The organism is Sphingomonas sp. PP-CE-1A-559 (assembly GCF_004340965.1).
Taxonomy (GTDB): Bacteria; Pseudomonadota; Alphaproteobacteria; order Sphingomonadales; family Sphingomonadaceae; genus Sphingomonas.
Genome location: NZ_SLYA01000001.1, coordinates 772,591 through 788,384 on the forward strand (window position 1 = coordinate 772,591; position 15,794 = coordinate 788,384).

Genomic DNA, 15,794 nt, shown 5'->3' on the forward strand with positions numbered 1-15,794 from the left:
GGCGGGAGGGGAGCAGAATTTACGACAGCGCTGCCTTTACCAGGCCGCTCGCCTTGCTCATGTCCAGTTCGCTTGCGTGGCGCGCCTTCAGTTCCGCCATCACGCGGCCCATGTCCTTCATCCCGGTCGCGCCGAGTTCGGCCTTGATCGCCTCGATCGCCGCCGACGTCTCCGCCTCGCTCATCTGCTGTGGCAGGAAGCGCTCGATCACCGCGACCTCCGCGGTCTCTGCATCGGCGAGCTCCTGGCGGCCGCCCTTCGAGAACATCTCGATCGACTCGCGGCGCTGCTTGACCATCTTCTGCAGCACTTCGACCACCAGCGCGTCGTCGCTCTCGGGGGCCTTTCCGGTGCGCGCCTCGATGTCGCGGTTCTTGATTGCGGCCTGGATCAACGAGATAGCGTTGCGGCTCTGCTTGTCGCCGGCCTTCATGGCGGTCAGCTGCGCAGCCTTGATGTCGTCGCGAATCATGTACTGGTCTTTCAGGTGGTTCGTGCGTAGCCCGACGGGATAGCGCGTCCGCCGCCCGTTTAACAGATTGACGCTGCGGCACGCCGGCCTTAGCGGACACCACTTAGCGACATCGTCAACGTAAAGAGAGTGCCCAGCCTGATGGCCGACGCCCAGCCTATAGCCATGCCTGCCGGTGCAACAGGCGTCCTGGTCCTCGCCAATGGCGACGTGATCTGGGGTCGCGGGTTCGGCGCAGAGGGCAGTGCGGTCGGCGAAGTGTGCTTCCACACCGCGATGACCGGCTATCAGGAGGTGCTGACCGACCCGTCTTTCGCCGGGCAGATGATCTGCTTCACGTTTCCGCACATCGGCAATGTCGGCGCAAATCCCGACGACGTCGAGGCGGACGACCCGCACGCGCTCGGCATCATCGTCCGCGAGGACGTGACGCAGCCGTCGAGCTTCCGCGCGGTCGAGGGGCTGGATGGCTGGATGAAGCGGCATGCGCGGATCGGCCTCTCGGGGGTCGACACGCGCGCGCTGACGCGGCGGATCCGGGTGGCGGGCGCGCCTAACGGCGTGATCGCGCATTCGGCTAGCGGCGAGTTCGACGTGGCCGCGTTGCTGGCGATGGCGCGCGCCTGGCCGGGGCTGGAGGGCATGGACCTCGCCAAGGATGTCTCGACCGAGATGCATTATGGCTGGGGTGAGGATGCTCCCGGCGGGGTTTGGAAGCTAGGCTTCGGCTACGGGGACAGCTCGCCAGCAGGAGAGGGTGCTTCTGCTCCCCTCCCGCTTGCGGGAGGGGTCGGGGGAGGGGCTGACCAATCAGCGCCGATGCCGCCTGAGGCCATGCCCTCCCCCAACCCCTCCCGCTCCGCGGAAGGGGAGCAGAAGGCCCGCCCCCACGTCGTCGCGATCGATTACGGCAGCAAGCGCAACATCTTCCGCAACCTCGTCGAGGCAGGCGCCAAGGTCTCCGTCGTCTCCGCCACCGCCAGCTTCGACGACGTGATGGCGCTCGCCCCCGACGGCATCTTCCTGTCGAACGGCCCCGGCGATCCCGCTGCGACCGCCGAATACGCGGTGCCGGTGATCCGCCAGCTGCTGGAGACGGGCAAGCCGCTGTTCGGCATCTGCCTCGGCCATCAGTTGCTCGGCCTCGCGGTCGGCGCGACCACGACCAAGATGTTCCAGGGCCACCGCGGCGCCAACCACCCGGTCAAGCGCCTGTCCGACGGCGCGGTCGAAATCACCAGCATGAACCACGGCTTCGCGGTCGAGCGCGAAAGCCTGCCGGCCAATGTCCGCGAGACGCATGTGTCGCTGTTCGATGGATCGAACGCGGGGCTGGAGCTGACCGATCGGAACGCGTTCTCGGTGCAGTATCATCCGGAAGCGAGTCCAGGGCCGCAGGACAGCCTGTATCTGTTCGAGAAGTTCGTTGGATCGCTGGTTAGCGCGGCATGATGCAAGCGATGCCACCGCCGGCAGCGTACCATTGCGTCAAACCGGACGCTCCCGAAGCTACCGGAGCGAAAATGGTGGTCACCGTAAGCGGTGAAGTTGCGACGATGGCAGCATTTCTTACTGAAGCAAAGAAATGGTCCAACTTCAAACTTCAGGCCGATGCCCAATCGAACGGCATTCGCTTCGTCCGCATGACTGCATCAGGTTCGACGCCGTACCGAGATATCGGTGGTCTGATCTACACCGCTCAAGTTCGGCAACTGACAGTCACGATGAATTCTGAGCCGCCAATCTGCGGGATGGAAGAAAACTAATGCCAAAACGCACCGACATCTCCTCGATCCTCGTCATCGGCGCAGGACCTATCGTCATCGGCCAGGCGTGCGAGTTCGATTATTCGGGCACGCAGGCGATCAAGGCGTTGAAGGAGGAGGGCTATCGTATCGTCCTCGTCAATTCGAACCCCGCCACGATCATGACCGATCCCGAGCTGGCCGACGCGACCTATGTCGAGCCGATCACGCCCGCGATCGTCGCCAAGATCATCGAGAAGGAGCGGCCTGACGCGATCCTGCCGACGATGGGCGGGCAGACCGCGCTAAATACCGCGCTCGCGCTGTTCCATGACGGGACGCTCGAGAAGTTCGGCGTGACGATGATCGGGGCGGATGCCGATGCGATCGACATGGCGGAGGACCGGCTGAAGTTCCGCGACGCGATGGACCGGATCGGGCTGGAAAGCGCGCGCTCGGCGATCGCCCATACTGTCGAGGAAGCGCTCGAAGGGCTTGAGAAGACCGGGCTTCCGTCGATCATCAGGCCGAGCTTCACGATGGGCGGCTCGGGCGGCGGCATTGCGTATAACCGCGAGGAGTTCATCGCGATCGTACGCAACGGGCTCGACCTGTCGCCGACCACCGAGGTGCTGATCGAGGAATCGCTGCTCGGCTGGAAAGAATACGAGATGGAGGTGGTGCGCGATCGCAACGACAACGCGATCATCATCTGCTCGATCGAGAACGTCGATCCGATGGGCGTCCACACCGGCGACTCGATCACGGTCGCGCCGGCGCTGACGCTGACCGACAAGGAATACCAGATCATGCGCAACGCATCGATCGCGGTGTTGCGCGAAATCGGTGTCGAGACAGGCGGTTCGAACGTCCAGTTCGCGGTGAATCCGAAGGACGGCCGGCTGGTCGTCATCGAGATGAACCCGCGCGTTTCGCGCTCGTCCGCGCTGGCGTCGAAGGCGACCGGCTTCCCGATCGCGAAGGTCGCGGCGAAGCTGGCGGTCGGCTACACGCTCGACGAGATCGAGAACGACATTACGGGGGCAACGCCTGCCGCGTTCGAGCCGACGATCGATTACGTCGTGACCAAGATTCCGCGGTTCGCGTTCGAGAAGTTCAAGGGCGCGTCGAACACGCTCGGCACCGCGATGAAGTCGGTCGGCGAGGTGATGGCGATCGGTCGCAACATCCACGAGTCGATGCAGAAGGCGTTGCGCGGGCTCGAGACGGGCCTGTCGGGGTTCAACCAGGTCGATCATCTGGTTGGGGCACCTCGTGCGGAGATCGAGGCGGCGCTGGCCGTCGCGACGCCGGACCGGTTGCTGGTCGCGGCTCAAGCGTTGCGCGAGGGCTTCACGGTCGCCGAGGTGCATGCGATCGCCAAATACGATCCGTGGTTCCTGGAGCGGATCGCCGAGATCATCGCGGCCGAGGCCGAGGTGATGAAGGACGGCCTGCCGATCGACGCGCCGGGTATGCGCCGCCTGAAGAGCATGGGGTTCAGCGACAAGCGGCTCGCATGGCTGGCGCTGCAATCGGCCAACCTGCGCGGGATGAACCGCGGGATCGCGCGCGGCTCGGGGCTGATCCACGAGGTCGTCAAGGCGATGACCGGCGGCGTGACCGAGGAGGAGGTGCGCCAGCATCGCCTGAAGCTCGGCGTGCGGCCGGTGTTCAAGCGGATCGATACGTGCGCGGCCGAATTCGATGCGAAGACGCCGTATATGTATTCGACCTACGAGGCGCCGAGCTTCGGCGAACCCGAGAACGAGTCCGAGCCGACCGATCGCAAGAAGATCGTGATCTTGGGCGGCGGGCCCAACCGGATCGGGCAGGGGATCGAGTTCGATTATTGCTGCTGCCATGCGTGCTTTGCGCTGGCGGATGCGGGCTATGAGACGATCATGGTCAACTGCAACCCGGAGACGGTGTCGACCGATTACGACACTAGCGACCGGCTGTATTTCGAGCCGCTGACTGCCGAGGACGTGCTGGAGATCCTGCATGTCGAGCAGCAGAACGGCACTTTGGTGGGCGTGATCGTGCAGTTCGGTGGGCAGACGCCGCTGAACCTTGCGCGCGCGCTCGAGGCGGCGGGCATCCCGATCCTGGGGACGACGCCGGACGCGATCGATCTGGCGGAGGACCGCGAGCGGTTCGCGGCGCTGATCACCAAGCTCGGGCTGTTGCAGCCGGCCAACGGCCTGGCGCGGAGCCGGGACGAGGCGGTCGCGGCGGCGGAGCGGATCGGCTATCCGGTGCTGATGCGGCCGTCTTATGTGCTCGGTGGTCGGGCGATGGAGATCGTCGATACGATCGGGCAGCTCGAGCATTACATCGCCACCGCGGTGCAGGTGTCGGGCGACTCGCCGGTGCTGATCGACCAGTATCTGCGCGATGCGATCGAGGTCGATGTCGACGCGATCTGCGACGGGACCGACGTGGTGGTCGCGGGCGTGTTGCAGCATATCGAGGAGGCGGGCGTCCATTCGGGCGACTCGGCGTGCTCGATCCCGCCATATTCGCTGTCGGCGGAGATCATCGCGGAGATCGAGCGGCAGACGGTTGCGCTCGCGCATGCCTTGTCGGTGGTCGGGCTGATGAACATCCAGTTCGCGGTGAAGGACGGCCTGGTCTACCTCATCGAGGTGAACCCGCGTGCGTCGCGGACCGTGCCGTTCGTCGCCAAGGCGATCGGCGCGCCCATCGCCAAGATCGCCGCGCGCGTCATGGCGGGCGAGAAGCTGGTCAACCTCCCGAAGATCGACCGGCATATCGACTATTATGCGGTGAAGGAGGCGGTGTTCCCCTTCAACAAGTTCCCCGGCGTCGATCCGGTGCTGTCACCGGAAATGAAGTCGACCGGCGAAGTCATGGGAATCGATCCCGATTTCACGATCGCGTTCGCGAAGGCTCAGCTTGGCGCGGGGACGATCCTGCCGACCAAGGGCAGCGTCTTCGTCAGCGTGAAGGACGGCGACAAGGCGATGATCGTCGAGGCGGTGAAGGCGCTGGTCGATACCGGCTTCTCGATCGTCGCGACCGGTGGGACGGCGGATCATCTCGCGCTTGCCGGCTTGCCGGTCGAGAAGGTCAACAAGGTGGCGCAGGGTCGGCCGCATATCGTCGACCGGATCAAGGATGGCGATATCGCGCTGATCTTCAATACCACCGAGGGGTGGCAGAGCCTGAAGGACTCGCAGCCGATCCGCGCTTCCGCGCTGGGACAACGCATTCCGTACTTCACGACCGCGCCGGCTTCGCTCGAAGCGGCGAAGGCGATCGCCAAGCTTTCGACGCACAGCCTTGAAGTACGGCCGCTGCAATCCTATTATTCGCAGTCGCACGACTGATCCCGACATGAGAATGATGTGTGGGCGGGGCTGGTACAGGGCCTCGCGCGGGGAAATGGATTTGGGGACGAGATGATGGCGACCGTCGAAAAGATGCCGATGCTGCAGGAAGGCTATGAGACGCTGAGCGCGGATCTGAAGCGCCTGAAAGCCGAACGTCCGACGATCGTCGACGCGATCGAAGAGGCGCGCGCACACGGCGACCTGAGCGAGAACGCGGAATATCATGCCGCGAAGGAGCGGCAGGGCCAGGTCGAGGCATCGATCTCCGACATCGAGGACAAGCTGAGCCGCGCGCAGATCATCGACCCGAAGGACTTGTCGGGCGACAAGGTCGTGTTCGGCGCGACGGTGACATTGCTCGACGAGAACGACAAGCCGGTAAAGTATCAGATCGTCGGTCAGACCGAGGCGAACGCAAAGACGGGCCGCATCTCGTACAATTCGCCGCTGGGGCGTGGGTTGATCGGGCGGAAACTCGACGAAGAGGTCGAGGTTACGGTGCCGGCCGGCGAGCGTTATTACGTCGTCTCCAAGATCGAGTTCATCTGAGCCTTATGCAATTCTTCGAGACGCGGGCGACGGCGATCATCACGATCGTGACGGTCATCGTCTCGGGATTTTTGGTGCTGAGCGGCTCGCTTGGCTACTGGGCGGTGAACGCCGGGTTCATCCCGTTGCGGATGACCGATCTCGGTATTCCGAGCGAGCATATGTTCGTGGTGCCGGCCTGGGTGACGCCGCTAACCGCGACGTTGATCCATGGCGGCTGGGCGCACGTTGCGCTCAACCTCGTGATGCTGGTGTATTGCGGGCAGTTCGTCGAGAAGGCGCTGGGGACGGTCGGGTTGGTCGTTCTGTACGTGCTGGGCGCGTATGCCGCGGCGGCGGGACATTGGGCGTTTGGGCCTGAGTCTACCGCGCCGATGATTGGCGCGAGCGGTGCGATTTCGGCGGTCGTTGGGGCTTATGCGCTGTTGTATGGCGAGCGGCGCGCGCAGGCGATCGGGCCGGTGCCGGCTGGGGTCGTGCATGTGGTTTGGCTGGCCGCGGCGTGGATCGGGATCCAGTTGCTGATGGGGCTGGCCGGGTTTGGGGCTTCGGTTGGGGCTAGCGGGCCTATTGCTATTGGCGCGCATATCGGCGGGTTCTTGGCGGGGCTGGTGCTGGCTCGGCCTTTGTTGCTCTGGCATTATCGCGCGGCTTGAGCGGACTGTCCCTCACAGGCGTTCGCTCCGTCCACGCTAACCCAAACCCACATCTACACCGTTCGTCCTGAGTAGCTGCTGAGCTTGTCGAAGCGGCGTATCGAAGGATGGGTCGGTGCGAGGGGCGTGTGCTTCGATACGAGCCCTCGATACGCTCCTTGCGGAGCTACTCGGTCTCTACTCAGCACGAACGGGGTGGGGAGACGACTGCTGCCTACGCCGCGATCTGGCGAGGCCGCCGAAGCTCGTAGCCGTAGTTCTGCCTGGAGTGCCCTCACCCATCGCCGCCTTTGGCGTCTCTCCCTCTCCACGATGGGAGAGGGGCGACGGGTGCCGCTTCACGCGAACTTGATCGTCAGGCAGGTTTTCCTAAATCAGTCATCCCCGCGAAGGCGTGGATCCATAGCCTATGTCGTTGCGATCAGATCGCTACGTCAGCCAGTATGGAGCCCGTCTTCGCGGGAATGACGGCTCAGGAGTAGTTCAGGCTACGGTCGCGCCTAGATTCGGTTCGAGCATCCGGTGCAGATGAACCACCACGAACTTCATCTCCGCGTCATCGACGGTACGCTGCGCCGCAGCACGCCAGGCCTTTTCGGCGCTGGCGTAGTCGGGGAATACGCCGACGAACTCGATCTTGCTCAGATCGTTGAAATCCAGGGTGCGCGGGTCGCTGACGCGGCCGCCGAATACGAGGTGGAGCTTGCTCATGCGCTTGCTTTCCTAGGGAGGTGGTTGCCGCCTCCCTAGCGTGTTCGACCCGCGGTTTGAACCCTTAGACAGTAGGCTTTTGCGAAACCGCCTTCGCACCTGCGGTACCGGCCGTCGTGACCGCCTTGACGATACCTTCGAGCAAGCCCTTGGCCTGATCGCGCGCGTTGTCCTTGGTCAGGCCGAGTTCGCCGAGTTCCGAGCGGCCTGCATCCTTGGCTGCTGCGGTCGCCGCCACGAGCGTCTCGCTGAGGCGCTTGCCGACGGGGGCGAGCAGTTCCTTTTCACGCGCCGAACGCGGGAGCAGCGCGCCGGCGAGGGCGCCGACAGCGAGGCCGCCGACGAGGATGCCCAGCGGATTGGATTCGAGGTTGTTGACGACGCGCTTGGTCTTCTCGCGCGAGACTTCGAGAACCTCGGAGGCCTTGTCGCCAGCATCGTGATAGACCTTCGATGCGGTCTCGCGGACGGTGTCGAGGCCTTCGCGCAGACGGCTCTCGGTCTCGTGGGCGGCTTCGTTGGCAGTGGTCTTTGAGTCGGTCATGGAAATGTCCTTCTGGTGGCAAGCTGCTCGTCGTTTAACGCGAGCCGGGACTTCTAGGTTTCAATGCGGTGACCGTGGTCAGGGCGGTCACCGCCCGCGGCGGAACAGTCCGACGATCCGGTGACGCGCGAGGAACAGCCCGGCGACTGCGGCGAACCCCGCGGTCGGTCCCGGATTGCGCTTCACGGTTTCGACGCTGGCGCTGAGCGCGGCGGTGCCGGCATCGGCGACGTCGCGGCTGGCGTTCAGCGCGAGCTTCCGCGGATTGAGCCGGTCCTGCAACTGTCCGAGCGTCATCATGACGCGCTGGCGGGCGAGGGCCGATTCGATCTCTGCGGCGGCGACTTTGGCGGATGTCATGATACGGGCTCGCTCTTCGTCTGAAGCTTCGACTTGCCGATCATCGCCAGGATCGCCGCCACTGCGAGGACGGCCACCACGACGATGGCGGTCGCCCATCCTGGCCCCACCAGCGTCGCCACCGTCAAGATCGCACCGACCAGCAGTGCGATCAGCGCGGCGAGAGCCAGCACGCCGGCGACCGCGAAGAACATTGCGGCCGACTTGTACGCGCTCGCCGTCTCGCCGAACTTCGCCTTGTAGACGGCGACCTCCGCGGTCGCGAGACTCTTAGTCTCGGTCGCCAGGCGACCGACGATCGACACGAGGCTCTCGTCCTCGCCGGTCGCGAACGTCAGTGGGTCGGACAAGACGTCAGACCTTCGAGTTGGCATCGACGCCCGACTGCACCAGTCGCGCGACGACGAAGCCGATGGCCGCTGCTGCACCCACGGCGATCGCGGGCGACTTGCGCACGAGTTCGCGCGCGTCGTCGAACAACTCGTCGATGTCCTTCGCCTTCACCTGGTCGGCGAAGCCCGAGACGCTGTCGGCGGCGCTGCGGGCATAGCCGCCATATTGCGAGCCGAGCTTTTCATCGACTTGGCCAGCGGCGTCGGTCAGCAACTGTGCGACCTGCTCCAGGGCGCCACTTGCACGTGCCTTGCCGTCCTCGGCGAACGTGCGGACCTTGTCGGTCGCCTGCGCGGTGTACTTGTTGGCGCCGTCCTTGATCGCCTGCTTCGCGTCGCCGGCCTTGGCCGAGACATCGCCGTTATCGATCGTCTTGCTGAGCTCGGTCCCGACCTCGTTCGCGGTCGTTTTCAGGTCGTTGACGGTGTCGTTTACGCTGGAGTCGGCCATGACGGTCCCTTTCAGAATTGTTACGCTCTCAACACCGTCGTTGGAGCGCGGTTCCCGAAGCGCGCGCGATTGCCGGATATGGCGTGAGACGGTAGAGGCGGCGCGAACGACCCGGCACCGGGATTTGTAGGAGCATCGTTACGTGACCGCAATCATCGACCTTCATGCACGCCAGATCCTCGATAGCCGCGGCAATCCGACCGTCGAGGTCGACGTGCTGCTCGAAGACGGCAGCTTCGGCCGCGCCGCCGTGCCCTCGGGCGCATCGACCGGCGCGCACGAGGCAGTCGAGCGGCGCGATGGCGACAAGACCCGCTGGGGCGGCAAGGGCGTCGATGGCGCGGTCGACGCGGTCAACGACGAGATCACCGACACCGTGCTCGGCATGGACGCGGAGGACCAGTCGGACCTCGACCGCGCGATGATCGAACTCGACGGCACCGAGAACAAGGGCCGGCTGGGCGCGAACGCGATCCTCGGCGTCAGCCTCGCCGTCGCCAAGGCTGCGGCCGAAGCGCGTGGCCTGCCGCTGTACCGCTATGTCGGCGGCGTGCAGGCGCATCTGCTGCCGGTACCGATGATGAACATCATCAACGGCGGCGAGCATGCCGACAACCCGATCGACTTCCAGGAGTTCATGGTGGTCCCGGTCGGCGCGTCGAATATCCTCGAAGCGGTCCGCTGCGGCTCGGAGATCTTCCACACGCTGAAGAAGGGCCTGAGCGAGAAGGGCCTGTCGACCAGCGTCGGCGACGAGGGCGGCTTCGCACCGAACATCGGCAGCACCACCGAGGCACTCGACTTCATCATGTCGAGCATCGAGAAGGCAGGGTACAAGCCCGGCGAGGACGTGATGCTCGCGCTCGATTGCGCGGCGACCGAGTTCTACAAGAACGGCAAGTACGACATCTCGGGCGAGGGCCGGATCCTCGAAAGCGCCGAAATGGCAGAGTATCTCGCGGACCTGACGCGCCGCTATCCGATCTTCTCGATCGAGGACGGCATGGGCGAGGACGATTGGGAGGGCTGGAAGACGCTCACCGACCTGATCGGCGACAAGGTCCAGCTGGTCGGCGACGATCTGTTCGTGACCAACCCGAAGCGCCTGAAGCGTGGGATCGACCAGGGTATCGCGAATTCGCTGCTGGTGAAGGTCAACCAGATCGGCACGCTGACCGAGACGCTCGAGGCGGTGTCGATGGCGCAGCGGGCGAAGTACACCGCGGTGATGTCGCATCGTTCGGGCGAGACCGAGGATTCGACGATCGCCGATCTGGCGGTCGCGACCAACTGCGGTCAGATCAAGACGGGCAGCCTCGCGCGCTCGGACCGGTTGGCGAAGTACAACCAGCTGATCCGGATCGAGGAAGAGCTGGGTGACGCGGCGCGCTATGCTGGGCGCGACATCCTGATTGGGAGCTGATTGCCCCATCCGTCATGCCGGGCCCTTCGACTAGCTCAGGAGGGCCTTGTTCCGGCATCCACCGTCCCGCATGATCGACAGACTTGATTGTGCGGGACGGTGGACCCCGGAACTAGTCCGGGGTGACGGAGTGGGTTTGGAGTACCGGAGGACGACATGGCACGCGTGACGACGAAGACCAGCAAGTTGCGGAAGACGATGCGCAAGGCCGCATGGCCGGCGCTGGGGCTGACGCTGATGGCGTTCTTCGGCGCGTATGCCGTGCTCGGGCCGAACGGGATGTTCGCGTATGGCGATTACAAGCGCCAGCTTGCGAAGCGCGAGCAGGACTATGCCGCGCTAGATCGCAAGCGTGAGGTCTTGAAGAACCGGGTGGCTCTGCTGAACCCGGATCATGCGAACCCGGATATGGTCGACGAGATGGTCCGGAAAGAGCTGAACGTCGCGCATCCGGACGAGGTTATCGTTCCGCTGGGGAATTGAGCCTCTGCTCCCCTCCCTGAAAGGGAGGGGCTGGGGGTGGGTTGGCGGGCTTGAGCCGCCACCGATGGGACGTGCGGAAGCCGACCCACCCCCGACCCCTCCCTTCCAGGGAGGGGCAAGAAGTGTGGTCGTCCGGAGGTTATCGTCCCAGGAAGGTCAGCAGGTCGTTGGTGAAACGATCGCTCTCAGTGATCGTCAGGCCGTGCGGGGCGCCGTCATATTCGACCAACTGCGAGTCCGCGATGCCCTTGGCGGCGGCGCGGCCGGTGGCGTCGATCGGCACCGTCTTGTCGCTCGTTCCGTGGACGACCAGCGTCGGTACGCGGAAGGCGGCCAGGTCCTGACGGAAGTCGGTGTGGCCGAACGCCTTGGCGCACTCCAGCGTCGGGTGAAGGCCCGCCTGCATCGCCAGACTCCAGACCCAGTCGACGACTTCGTCGCTGACCGGCGAGGTGATGAACCCGACGCCGAGGAATTGCTGGAGGAACGTCTTGAAGAACGCCGGGCGGTCGTCTTCGATACCGGCGCCGATGCTGGCGAGCGTCTCTTCGGGAACGCCGTCCGGGTTGTCGTCGGTCTTGAGCATGTACGGCACGACAGAAGAGATCAGCCCGGCGGCGACCACGCCTTTGCCCTCGTAGCGGCTCATGTAGCGCGCGATCTCGCCGCCACCCATCGAGAAGCCGACGATCGTCGCGTCGGTGTTCGCGCCGGTGGCTTCCATCACGTCGGCCAGATCGTCGGTCAGCGTGTCGTAGTTGTAGCCGGTCCAGGGCTGGCCCGAGCGACCGAACCCGCGGCGATCATAGGCGATCGCGCGGAAGCCTGCGTGCGCGAGCGCCATCGCCTGCGCGTCCCAGCTGTCGGCGTTGAGCGGCCAGCCATGCGTCAGGATCACCGGGCGTCCCGTGCCCCAATCCTTGACGTAAATATCGGTACCGTCACGGGTTTTTACGTAGGGCATCAAGCTATCCAGTCTCTCTAGGGAGGTGTGCGTTCAACGGCTCATCGCGCACGCCGTTCCGCACGCTGGCGTACCGAGGCTTCGACTGGCAGCATGGCACCAGACGAATCGGAATCGGAGACAGGATGCGGATCGGACTTTTGACGACGGCGCTCGGCGCGGTCCTTGCCTTGAGCGCGTGCGGCCCTGCGCAGACGACCGCGAACACGCAGGCTCCTGCTGCGCCGACGACTGCTGCGAAGGGCGACTGGGCGGGGTTCCGCGATGGCTTCATCGACGGCTGGTTCAAGATCGATCCGGCCAACGCGGTCTATCAGGGCAAGCACGAATATGACGGCGGCTTGGGCGACTGGAGCGCGGCGGGACTGAAGCGGCAAGCCGATTTCCTGCACGCGGCTATCGACAAGGCCGGGGCGTTCAAGGATCTGAAACCCGCCGAGGCATTCGAGCGCGACTATCTGGTGCAGGTCGCCAAGGGGAAGCTGTTCTGGTTGGAGGATGCCGACCAGCCGCACCATAATCCGGCCTGGTATGTGAGCGCGGGGCTCGATCCGAACACGTATATCGCGCGCAACTATGCCGATGCGCCGACGCGGATGAAGGCGCTGACCGCGTTCCTGCAGAAAATTCCGGTGGCGGCGGGCAACATCAAGGCGAACCTCAAGACGCCGATGCCGCTGAGCTACGTCAATTACGGGACGGCGGCGTTCAACGGGTTTGCCGACTATTATGCGGGCGACGCGGTGAAGGCGTTTGCGGGCGTGAAGGATGCGGCGGCGCAGAAGCAACTCACCGATGCGGCGCAGGCGGCGTCGAAGGCGATGCATAATCTGGGGACGTGGACCGAGGGCCAGCGCGCGACTGCGACGCAGGATTTCGCGCTCGGGGCGGACAAGTTCGCGCGGATGGTGGCGATGACCGAAGGTGTCGATACGCCGCTCGACCAGCTCGAGGCGGCGGGTGTCGCCGACCTGAAGCGCAACCAGGCGGCGTTGGCGCAGGTGTGCGGGGTGTTCGCCAAGGGGCAGACGATCCTCGCGTGCATGGACAAGATGAACGCGAACAAGCCGGTCGGCGGGCCGGTTGCGGAGGCAAGGCGCCAGATCCCGACGTTGCGGAAATTCGTCGTGGATCATGATTTGCTGACGATCCCGGGGACCGAGCAGGCGCTGGTCGAGGAATCGCCGCCGTATAACCGGCAGAACTCGGCGTATATCGATCCGCCGGGGCCGTTCGATAAGGGCGTGCCGTCGATCTACTATATCTCGCCGCCCGATCCGAGCTGGACCAAGGCGGTGCAGGACGCGTTCGTGCCGGGCAAGAACGACCTGCTGTTCACCTCGGTGCACGAGGTGATGCCGGGGCATTTCGTCCAGTTCCTGCATGCGAACCGCTCGCCGTCGCTCTTCGGGCGGCTGTTCGTGGGGTATGCGTTTGCCGAGGGGTGGGCGCATTATGCCGAGGAAATGATGTGGGAGGCCGGGCTCAACAACGGCGATCCTGAGACGCATGTCGGGCAGATCTCGAACGCTCTGCTGCGGGATTGCCGGTATCTTTCGGCGATCCGCATGCATGCGAAGGGGATGACGCAGGAGCAGTCGTTCCGGATGTTCGTCGACGAGTGTTACCAGGACGAGGGGAACGCCAAGCAGCAGGCGGCGCGGGGGACGTATGATCCGGCGTATCTGAACTATACGATGGGTAAGTTGATGATCCGGAAGCTGCGGGCGGACTGGACTGCGACGCGGGGCGGGCGGGAGGCTTGGAAGGCGTTTCATGACCAGTTCTTGAGTTATGGGGGGCCGCCGATTCCTTTGGTGCGGGCTGCGATGATGGGGGAGGCTAAGGCTTCGGCTGCGTTTTGATCTGAGAGGAGTTGCATCACCTTCCGTCCACCCCGGCGAAGGCCGGGGCCCAATTGGGGAGCGTCGCTAACGAAGCGCAGTCCTCCGTTACGCCGACCTTTCCAATTGGGCCCCGGCCTCCGCCGGGGTGGTAGCTCTCGGTGTTAGGGTGTCCCAAACCAAAGCATGTGTCCCCGCGAAGGCCGGGACCCAGACTGGGCACCCGCCTTCGCGGGTGAACATTCTTCTTCTTCGGCTTCTTCTTCTGCTCCCTCTCCCCCTTCCGGGGAGAGGGCTGGGGTGAGGGGGAGCCAAGCAGTGCGGCGTTTGGGGCTGCCCCTCACCCCGACCCTCTCCCCGGAGGGGAGAGGGAGTAAGTCACCTCGCTTGGGAGGCCGGCTGGACGTCCTGCGTTTCTTCGGTCGGTGGGTTGCGGATCGAGGGGCGGAGGCGGCTTAGGCTGCATAGGCCTGCGACTAGCGCTAGGCCTGCGGCGACGAGGGGCGGGGTCATGCCGGCGCCTACGCCCATGGCCAGGAGGGCGGCGACCAAGGTAGCGCCGGTGGTCTGGCCTACCAGGCGGACCGTCGAGACGAGGCCGCCTGCTGCAGCTGCACGTTCGCGGGGGGCGGAGCCGATGATGAGGCGTGCGTTCGGGGCCATGAACATCCCGAACCCCGAGCCGCACAATGCCATCCGCCATGCGATGTCGAAATAGCCGGGGTCTGCGGGCATGTACGCGATCAGCAGCAGCGCGCAGATCGAGACGCCCATCCCGATCCCACCGAGCAGCCCGGCCGGGTAGCGATCCGACAACCAGCCGGAGAGCGGCGCGACGAACATGTTGGCTAGCGGCCACGGCGCGATTGCCGCGCCGACCTCCGCCGCGCTGAACCCGTAGGCGTGCGTCAGGCGGAACGGGGTCGAGAGTAGCAGCGTCATCTGTGCGATGAACGCGGTGTAGGCACCGATCGCCGACAGCGCGAGCACTGGCCGGGCGAGCAGGTCGATCGGCAGGATCGGCTTGGTCTCGCCTTGCTCGCGCTTCACGAAGAACCAGCCGATGACGATGCCGGTCGCGACGATCGCGGCGGAGACGATCGGGCTGTCGCCGTGGACCGCGCTTTCCGCGCCGCCGATGACGAGGCCGATCATCGCCGCGCACATCACTGCGCCGAGCACGTCGAAGGGTTCGTCGTGTTTGCGTGGTTCGGGTAGCGCGCGGCCGAGCAGCAGCGACGCGATCGCGAACGGTACGGCGCTGGCGAACACCCAGGGCCAGGGGGCGATGGCGAGGACGAGGCCGCCGATCGTCGGGGCGAGTGCCGCGGAACTGGAGACGACGACCGAGTTGATGCCGAGCCCGCGTCCAAGTTGCTTGGTCGGGTAGATCGAGCGGATCAGTGCCGACGAGACGCTGAGCGCCGCCGCGGCACCCAGGGCTTGCGCGGCGCGGACAACGAGCAGGAACGGCAGGCTCTTCGCGAAGAAGCAGAGCAACGTCGCGACGGTGAAGATCAGCTGGCCGTATTGGTACATGCGCTTCAGGCCGATGCGGTCGCCGAGCCCGGAGAAGGGGAGCAGCGCCATCGCCAGGATCAGCTGGTAGACGGTGACGACGGTCACCACCGCGCTGCTGCCGACGTTCAGATCGCGCGCGATCGTCGGGAGTGCGACGGTGGCGATGCCGCCGTCGATGATCGTGAGCGCCGTGCCCGCCGAGATCGCGGCGATGGCGACGAAGCGGCGGGGCTTGGGCAGGCCGTCCTGCATTTTCTTGAACTCGCTTCGTTACCCCGGATCCTTCAACTTTCCTCAGGAGAGCCTTGTTCCGGGGACCACCG

Annotated in this window: 16 protein-coding genes; 8 read left to right on the plus strand and 8 right to left on the minus strand. The window is 65.0% G+C overall.

Annotated elements, in window-relative coordinates:
- Positions 1-19: 19 nt before the first annotated feature.
- Positions 20-472 carry a GatB/YqeY domain-containing protein gene (locus tag C8J42_RS03455; RefSeq protein ID WP_107952276.1) on the minus strand — a complete coding sequence of 151 codons (453 nt, stop codon included), beginning with the start codon at positions 470-472 and terminating at the stop codon, positions 20-22.
- A 141-nt stretch (positions 473-613) separates the two neighbouring features.
- Here C8J42_RS03455 and carA point away from each other — a divergent pair, with 141 nt between their 5' ends.
- From carA to C8J42_RS03480, 5 genes are all read left to right on the plus strand, one after another.
- Positions 614-1,924: a glutamine-hydrolyzing carbamoyl-phosphate synthase small subunit gene (gene carA, locus C8J42_RS03460; RefSeq protein ID WP_133018872.1), complete on the plus strand. Its 1,311-nt coding sequence runs from the start codon at positions 614-616 to the stop codon at positions 1,922-1,924.
- On the plus strand, positions 1,921-2,238 hold the full coding sequence (locus C8J42_RS03465; protein WP_133018873.1) for a hypothetical protein: 318 nt from the start codon (positions 1,921-1,923) through the stop codon (positions 2,236-2,238). Before carA ends, C8J42_RS03465 begins: the two co-directional genes overlap by 4 nt.
- Positions 2,238-5,570, plus strand: coding sequence for a carbamoyl-phosphate synthase large subunit (gene carB, locus C8J42_RS03470; protein ID WP_133018874.1), 3,333 nt, complete (start codon positions 2,238-2,240; stop codon positions 5,568-5,570). The genes C8J42_RS03465 and carB overlap by 1 nt, the downstream gene beginning before the upstream one ends.
- 75 nt (positions 5,571-5,645) lie before the next feature.
- A complete protein-coding gene (gene greA, locus C8J42_RS03475) occupies positions 5,646-6,122 on the plus strand; it encodes a transcription elongation factor GreA (RefSeq protein ID WP_056052861.1) in 477 nt (158 codons plus the stop codon).
- A 5-nt stretch (positions 6,123-6,127) separates the two neighbouring features.
- Complete coding sequence (locus tag C8J42_RS03480) at positions 6,128-6,778, plus strand: rhomboid family intramembrane serine protease (RefSeq protein ID WP_133018875.1); 651 nt, start codon at positions 6,128-6,130, stop codon at positions 6,776-6,778.
- Between the two features lie 483 nt (positions 6,779-7,261).
- Here C8J42_RS03480 and C8J42_RS03485 read toward each other — a convergent pair whose 3' ends face one another.
- The 5 genes from C8J42_RS03485 to C8J42_RS03505 all read right to left on the minus strand — a co-directional run bounded on the left by C8J42_RS03485 (position 7,262) and on the right by C8J42_RS03505 (position 9,236).
- Positions 7,262-7,489, minus strand: coding sequence for a DUF4170 domain-containing protein (locus tag C8J42_RS03485; protein WP_056051043.1), 228 nt, complete (start codon positions 7,487-7,489; stop codon positions 7,262-7,264).
- A 64-nt stretch (positions 7,490-7,553) separates the two neighbouring features.
- Positions 7,554-8,033 (minus strand): hypothetical protein, encoded by a 480-nt coding sequence (locus C8J42_RS03490; protein ID WP_133018876.1) that lies wholly within the window; start codon positions 8,031-8,033, stop codon positions 7,554-7,556.
- An 87-nt stretch (positions 8,034-8,120) separates the two neighbouring features.
- Positions 8,121-8,393 (minus strand): hypothetical protein, encoded by a 273-nt coding sequence (locus C8J42_RS03495; protein ID WP_056486297.1) that lies wholly within the window; start codon positions 8,391-8,393, stop codon positions 8,121-8,123.
- The gene (locus tag C8J42_RS03500) at positions 8,390-8,743 is read right to left on the minus strand and encodes a phage holin family protein (protein WP_243644047.1); all 354 of its coding nucleotides are present in this window, start codon (positions 8,741-8,743) and stop codon (positions 8,390-8,392) included. Before C8J42_RS03500 ends, C8J42_RS03495 begins: the two co-directional genes overlap by 4 nt.
- 4 nt (positions 8,744-8,747) lie before the next feature.
- Entirely contained in the window at positions 8,748-9,236 is a 489-nt protein-coding gene (locus C8J42_RS03505) for a hypothetical protein (protein WP_056062308.1), read from the minus strand.
- Between the two features lie 142 nt (positions 9,237-9,378).
- On the opposite strand from C8J42_RS03505, the gene eno reads away from it, so the two are divergent.
- Positions 9,379-10,659, plus strand: coding sequence for a phosphopyruvate hydratase (gene eno / locus C8J42_RS03510; protein ID WP_133018877.1), 1,281 nt, complete (start codon positions 9,379-9,381; stop codon positions 10,657-10,659).
- A gap of 156 nt (positions 10,660-10,815) precedes the next feature.
- Positions 10,816-11,142 carry a septum formation initiator family protein gene (locus tag C8J42_RS03515; protein WP_055878455.1) on the plus strand — a complete coding sequence of 109 codons (327 nt, stop codon included), beginning with the start codon at positions 10,816-10,818 and terminating at the stop codon, positions 11,140-11,142.
- A gap of 139 nt (positions 11,143-11,281) precedes the next feature.
- On the opposite strand, the gene C8J42_RS03520 is transcribed toward C8J42_RS03515, so the two are convergent.
- The gene (locus C8J42_RS03520) at positions 11,282-12,106 is read right to left on the minus strand and encodes an alpha/beta hydrolase (protein WP_107952284.1); all 825 of its coding nucleotides are present in this window, start codon (positions 12,104-12,106) and stop codon (positions 11,282-11,284) included.
- A 125-nt stretch (positions 12,107-12,231) separates the two neighbouring features.
- Between C8J42_RS03520 and C8J42_RS03525 the strand changes: the two genes are divergently transcribed.
- Positions 12,232-13,971 (plus strand): DUF885 domain-containing protein, encoded by a 1,740-nt coding sequence (locus C8J42_RS03525; protein ID WP_133018878.1) that lies wholly within the window; start codon positions 12,232-12,234, stop codon positions 13,969-13,971.
- 357 nt (positions 13,972-14,328) lie between these two features.
- On the opposite strand, the gene C8J42_RS03530 is transcribed toward C8J42_RS03525, so the two are convergent.
- Positions 14,329-15,723 (minus strand): MFS transporter, encoded by a 1,395-nt coding sequence (locus C8J42_RS03530; RefSeq protein WP_133018879.1) that lies wholly within the window; start codon positions 15,721-15,723, stop codon positions 14,329-14,331.
- Between the last annotated feature and the right edge of the window lie 71 nt (positions 15,724-15,794).

Excerpts from the sequence above, each read along its gene's own strand:
- C8J42_RS03480 (WP_133018875.1), top strand. The coding sequence starts at position 6,128 with ATGCAATTCTTCGAGACGCGGGCGACGGCGATCATCACGATCGTGACG.
- C8J42_RS03485 (WP_056051043.1), bottom strand. The coding sequence starts at position 7,489 with ATGAGCAAGCTCCACCTCGTATTCGGCGGCCGCGTCAGCGACCCGCGC.
- carB (WP_133018874.1), top strand. The coding sequence starts at position 2,238 with ATGCCAAAACGCACCGACATCTCCTCGATCCTCGTCATCGGCGCAGGA.
- C8J42_RS03515 (WP_055878455.1), top strand. The coding sequence starts at position 10,816 with ATGGCACGCGTGACGACGAAGACCAGCAAGTTGCGGAAGACGATGCGC.
- C8J42_RS03530 (WP_133018879.1), bottom strand. The coding sequence starts at position 15,723 with ATGCAGGACGGCCTGCCCAAGCCCCGCCGCTTCGTCGCCATCGCCGCG.
- C8J42_RS03465 (WP_133018873.1), top strand. The coding sequence starts at position 1,921 with ATGATGCAAGCGATGCCACCGCCGGCAGCGTACCATTGCGTCAAACCG.
- C8J42_RS03525 (WP_133018878.1), top strand. The coding sequence starts at position 12,232 with ATGCGGATCGGACTTTTGACGACGGCGCTCGGCGCGGTCCTTGCCTTG.
- C8J42_RS03495 (WP_056486297.1), bottom strand. The coding sequence starts at position 8,393 with ATGACATCCGCCAAAGTCGCCGCCGCAGAGATCGAATCGGCCCTCGCC.
- C8J42_RS03520 (WP_107952284.1), bottom strand. The coding sequence starts at position 12,106 with ATGCCCTACGTAAAAACCCGTGACGGTACCGATATTTACGTCAAGGAT.
- C8J42_RS03490 (WP_133018876.1), bottom strand. The coding sequence starts at position 8,033 with ATGACCGACTCAAAGACCACTGCCAACGAAGCCGCCCACGAGACCGAG.
- C8J42_RS03455 (WP_107952276.1), bottom strand. The coding sequence starts at position 472 with ATGATTCGCGACGACATCAAGGCTGCGCAGCTGACCGCCATGAAGGCC.
- C8J42_RS03505 (WP_056062308.1), bottom strand. The coding sequence starts at position 9,236 with ATGGCCGACTCCAGCGTAAACGACACCGTCAACGACCTGAAAACGACC.
- carA (WP_133018872.1), top strand. The coding sequence starts at position 614 with ATGGCCGACGCCCAGCCTATAGCCATGCCTGCCGGTGCAACAGGCGTC.
- greA (WP_056052861.1), top strand. The coding sequence starts at position 5,646 with ATGGCGACCGTCGAAAAGATGCCGATGCTGCAGGAAGGCTATGAGACG.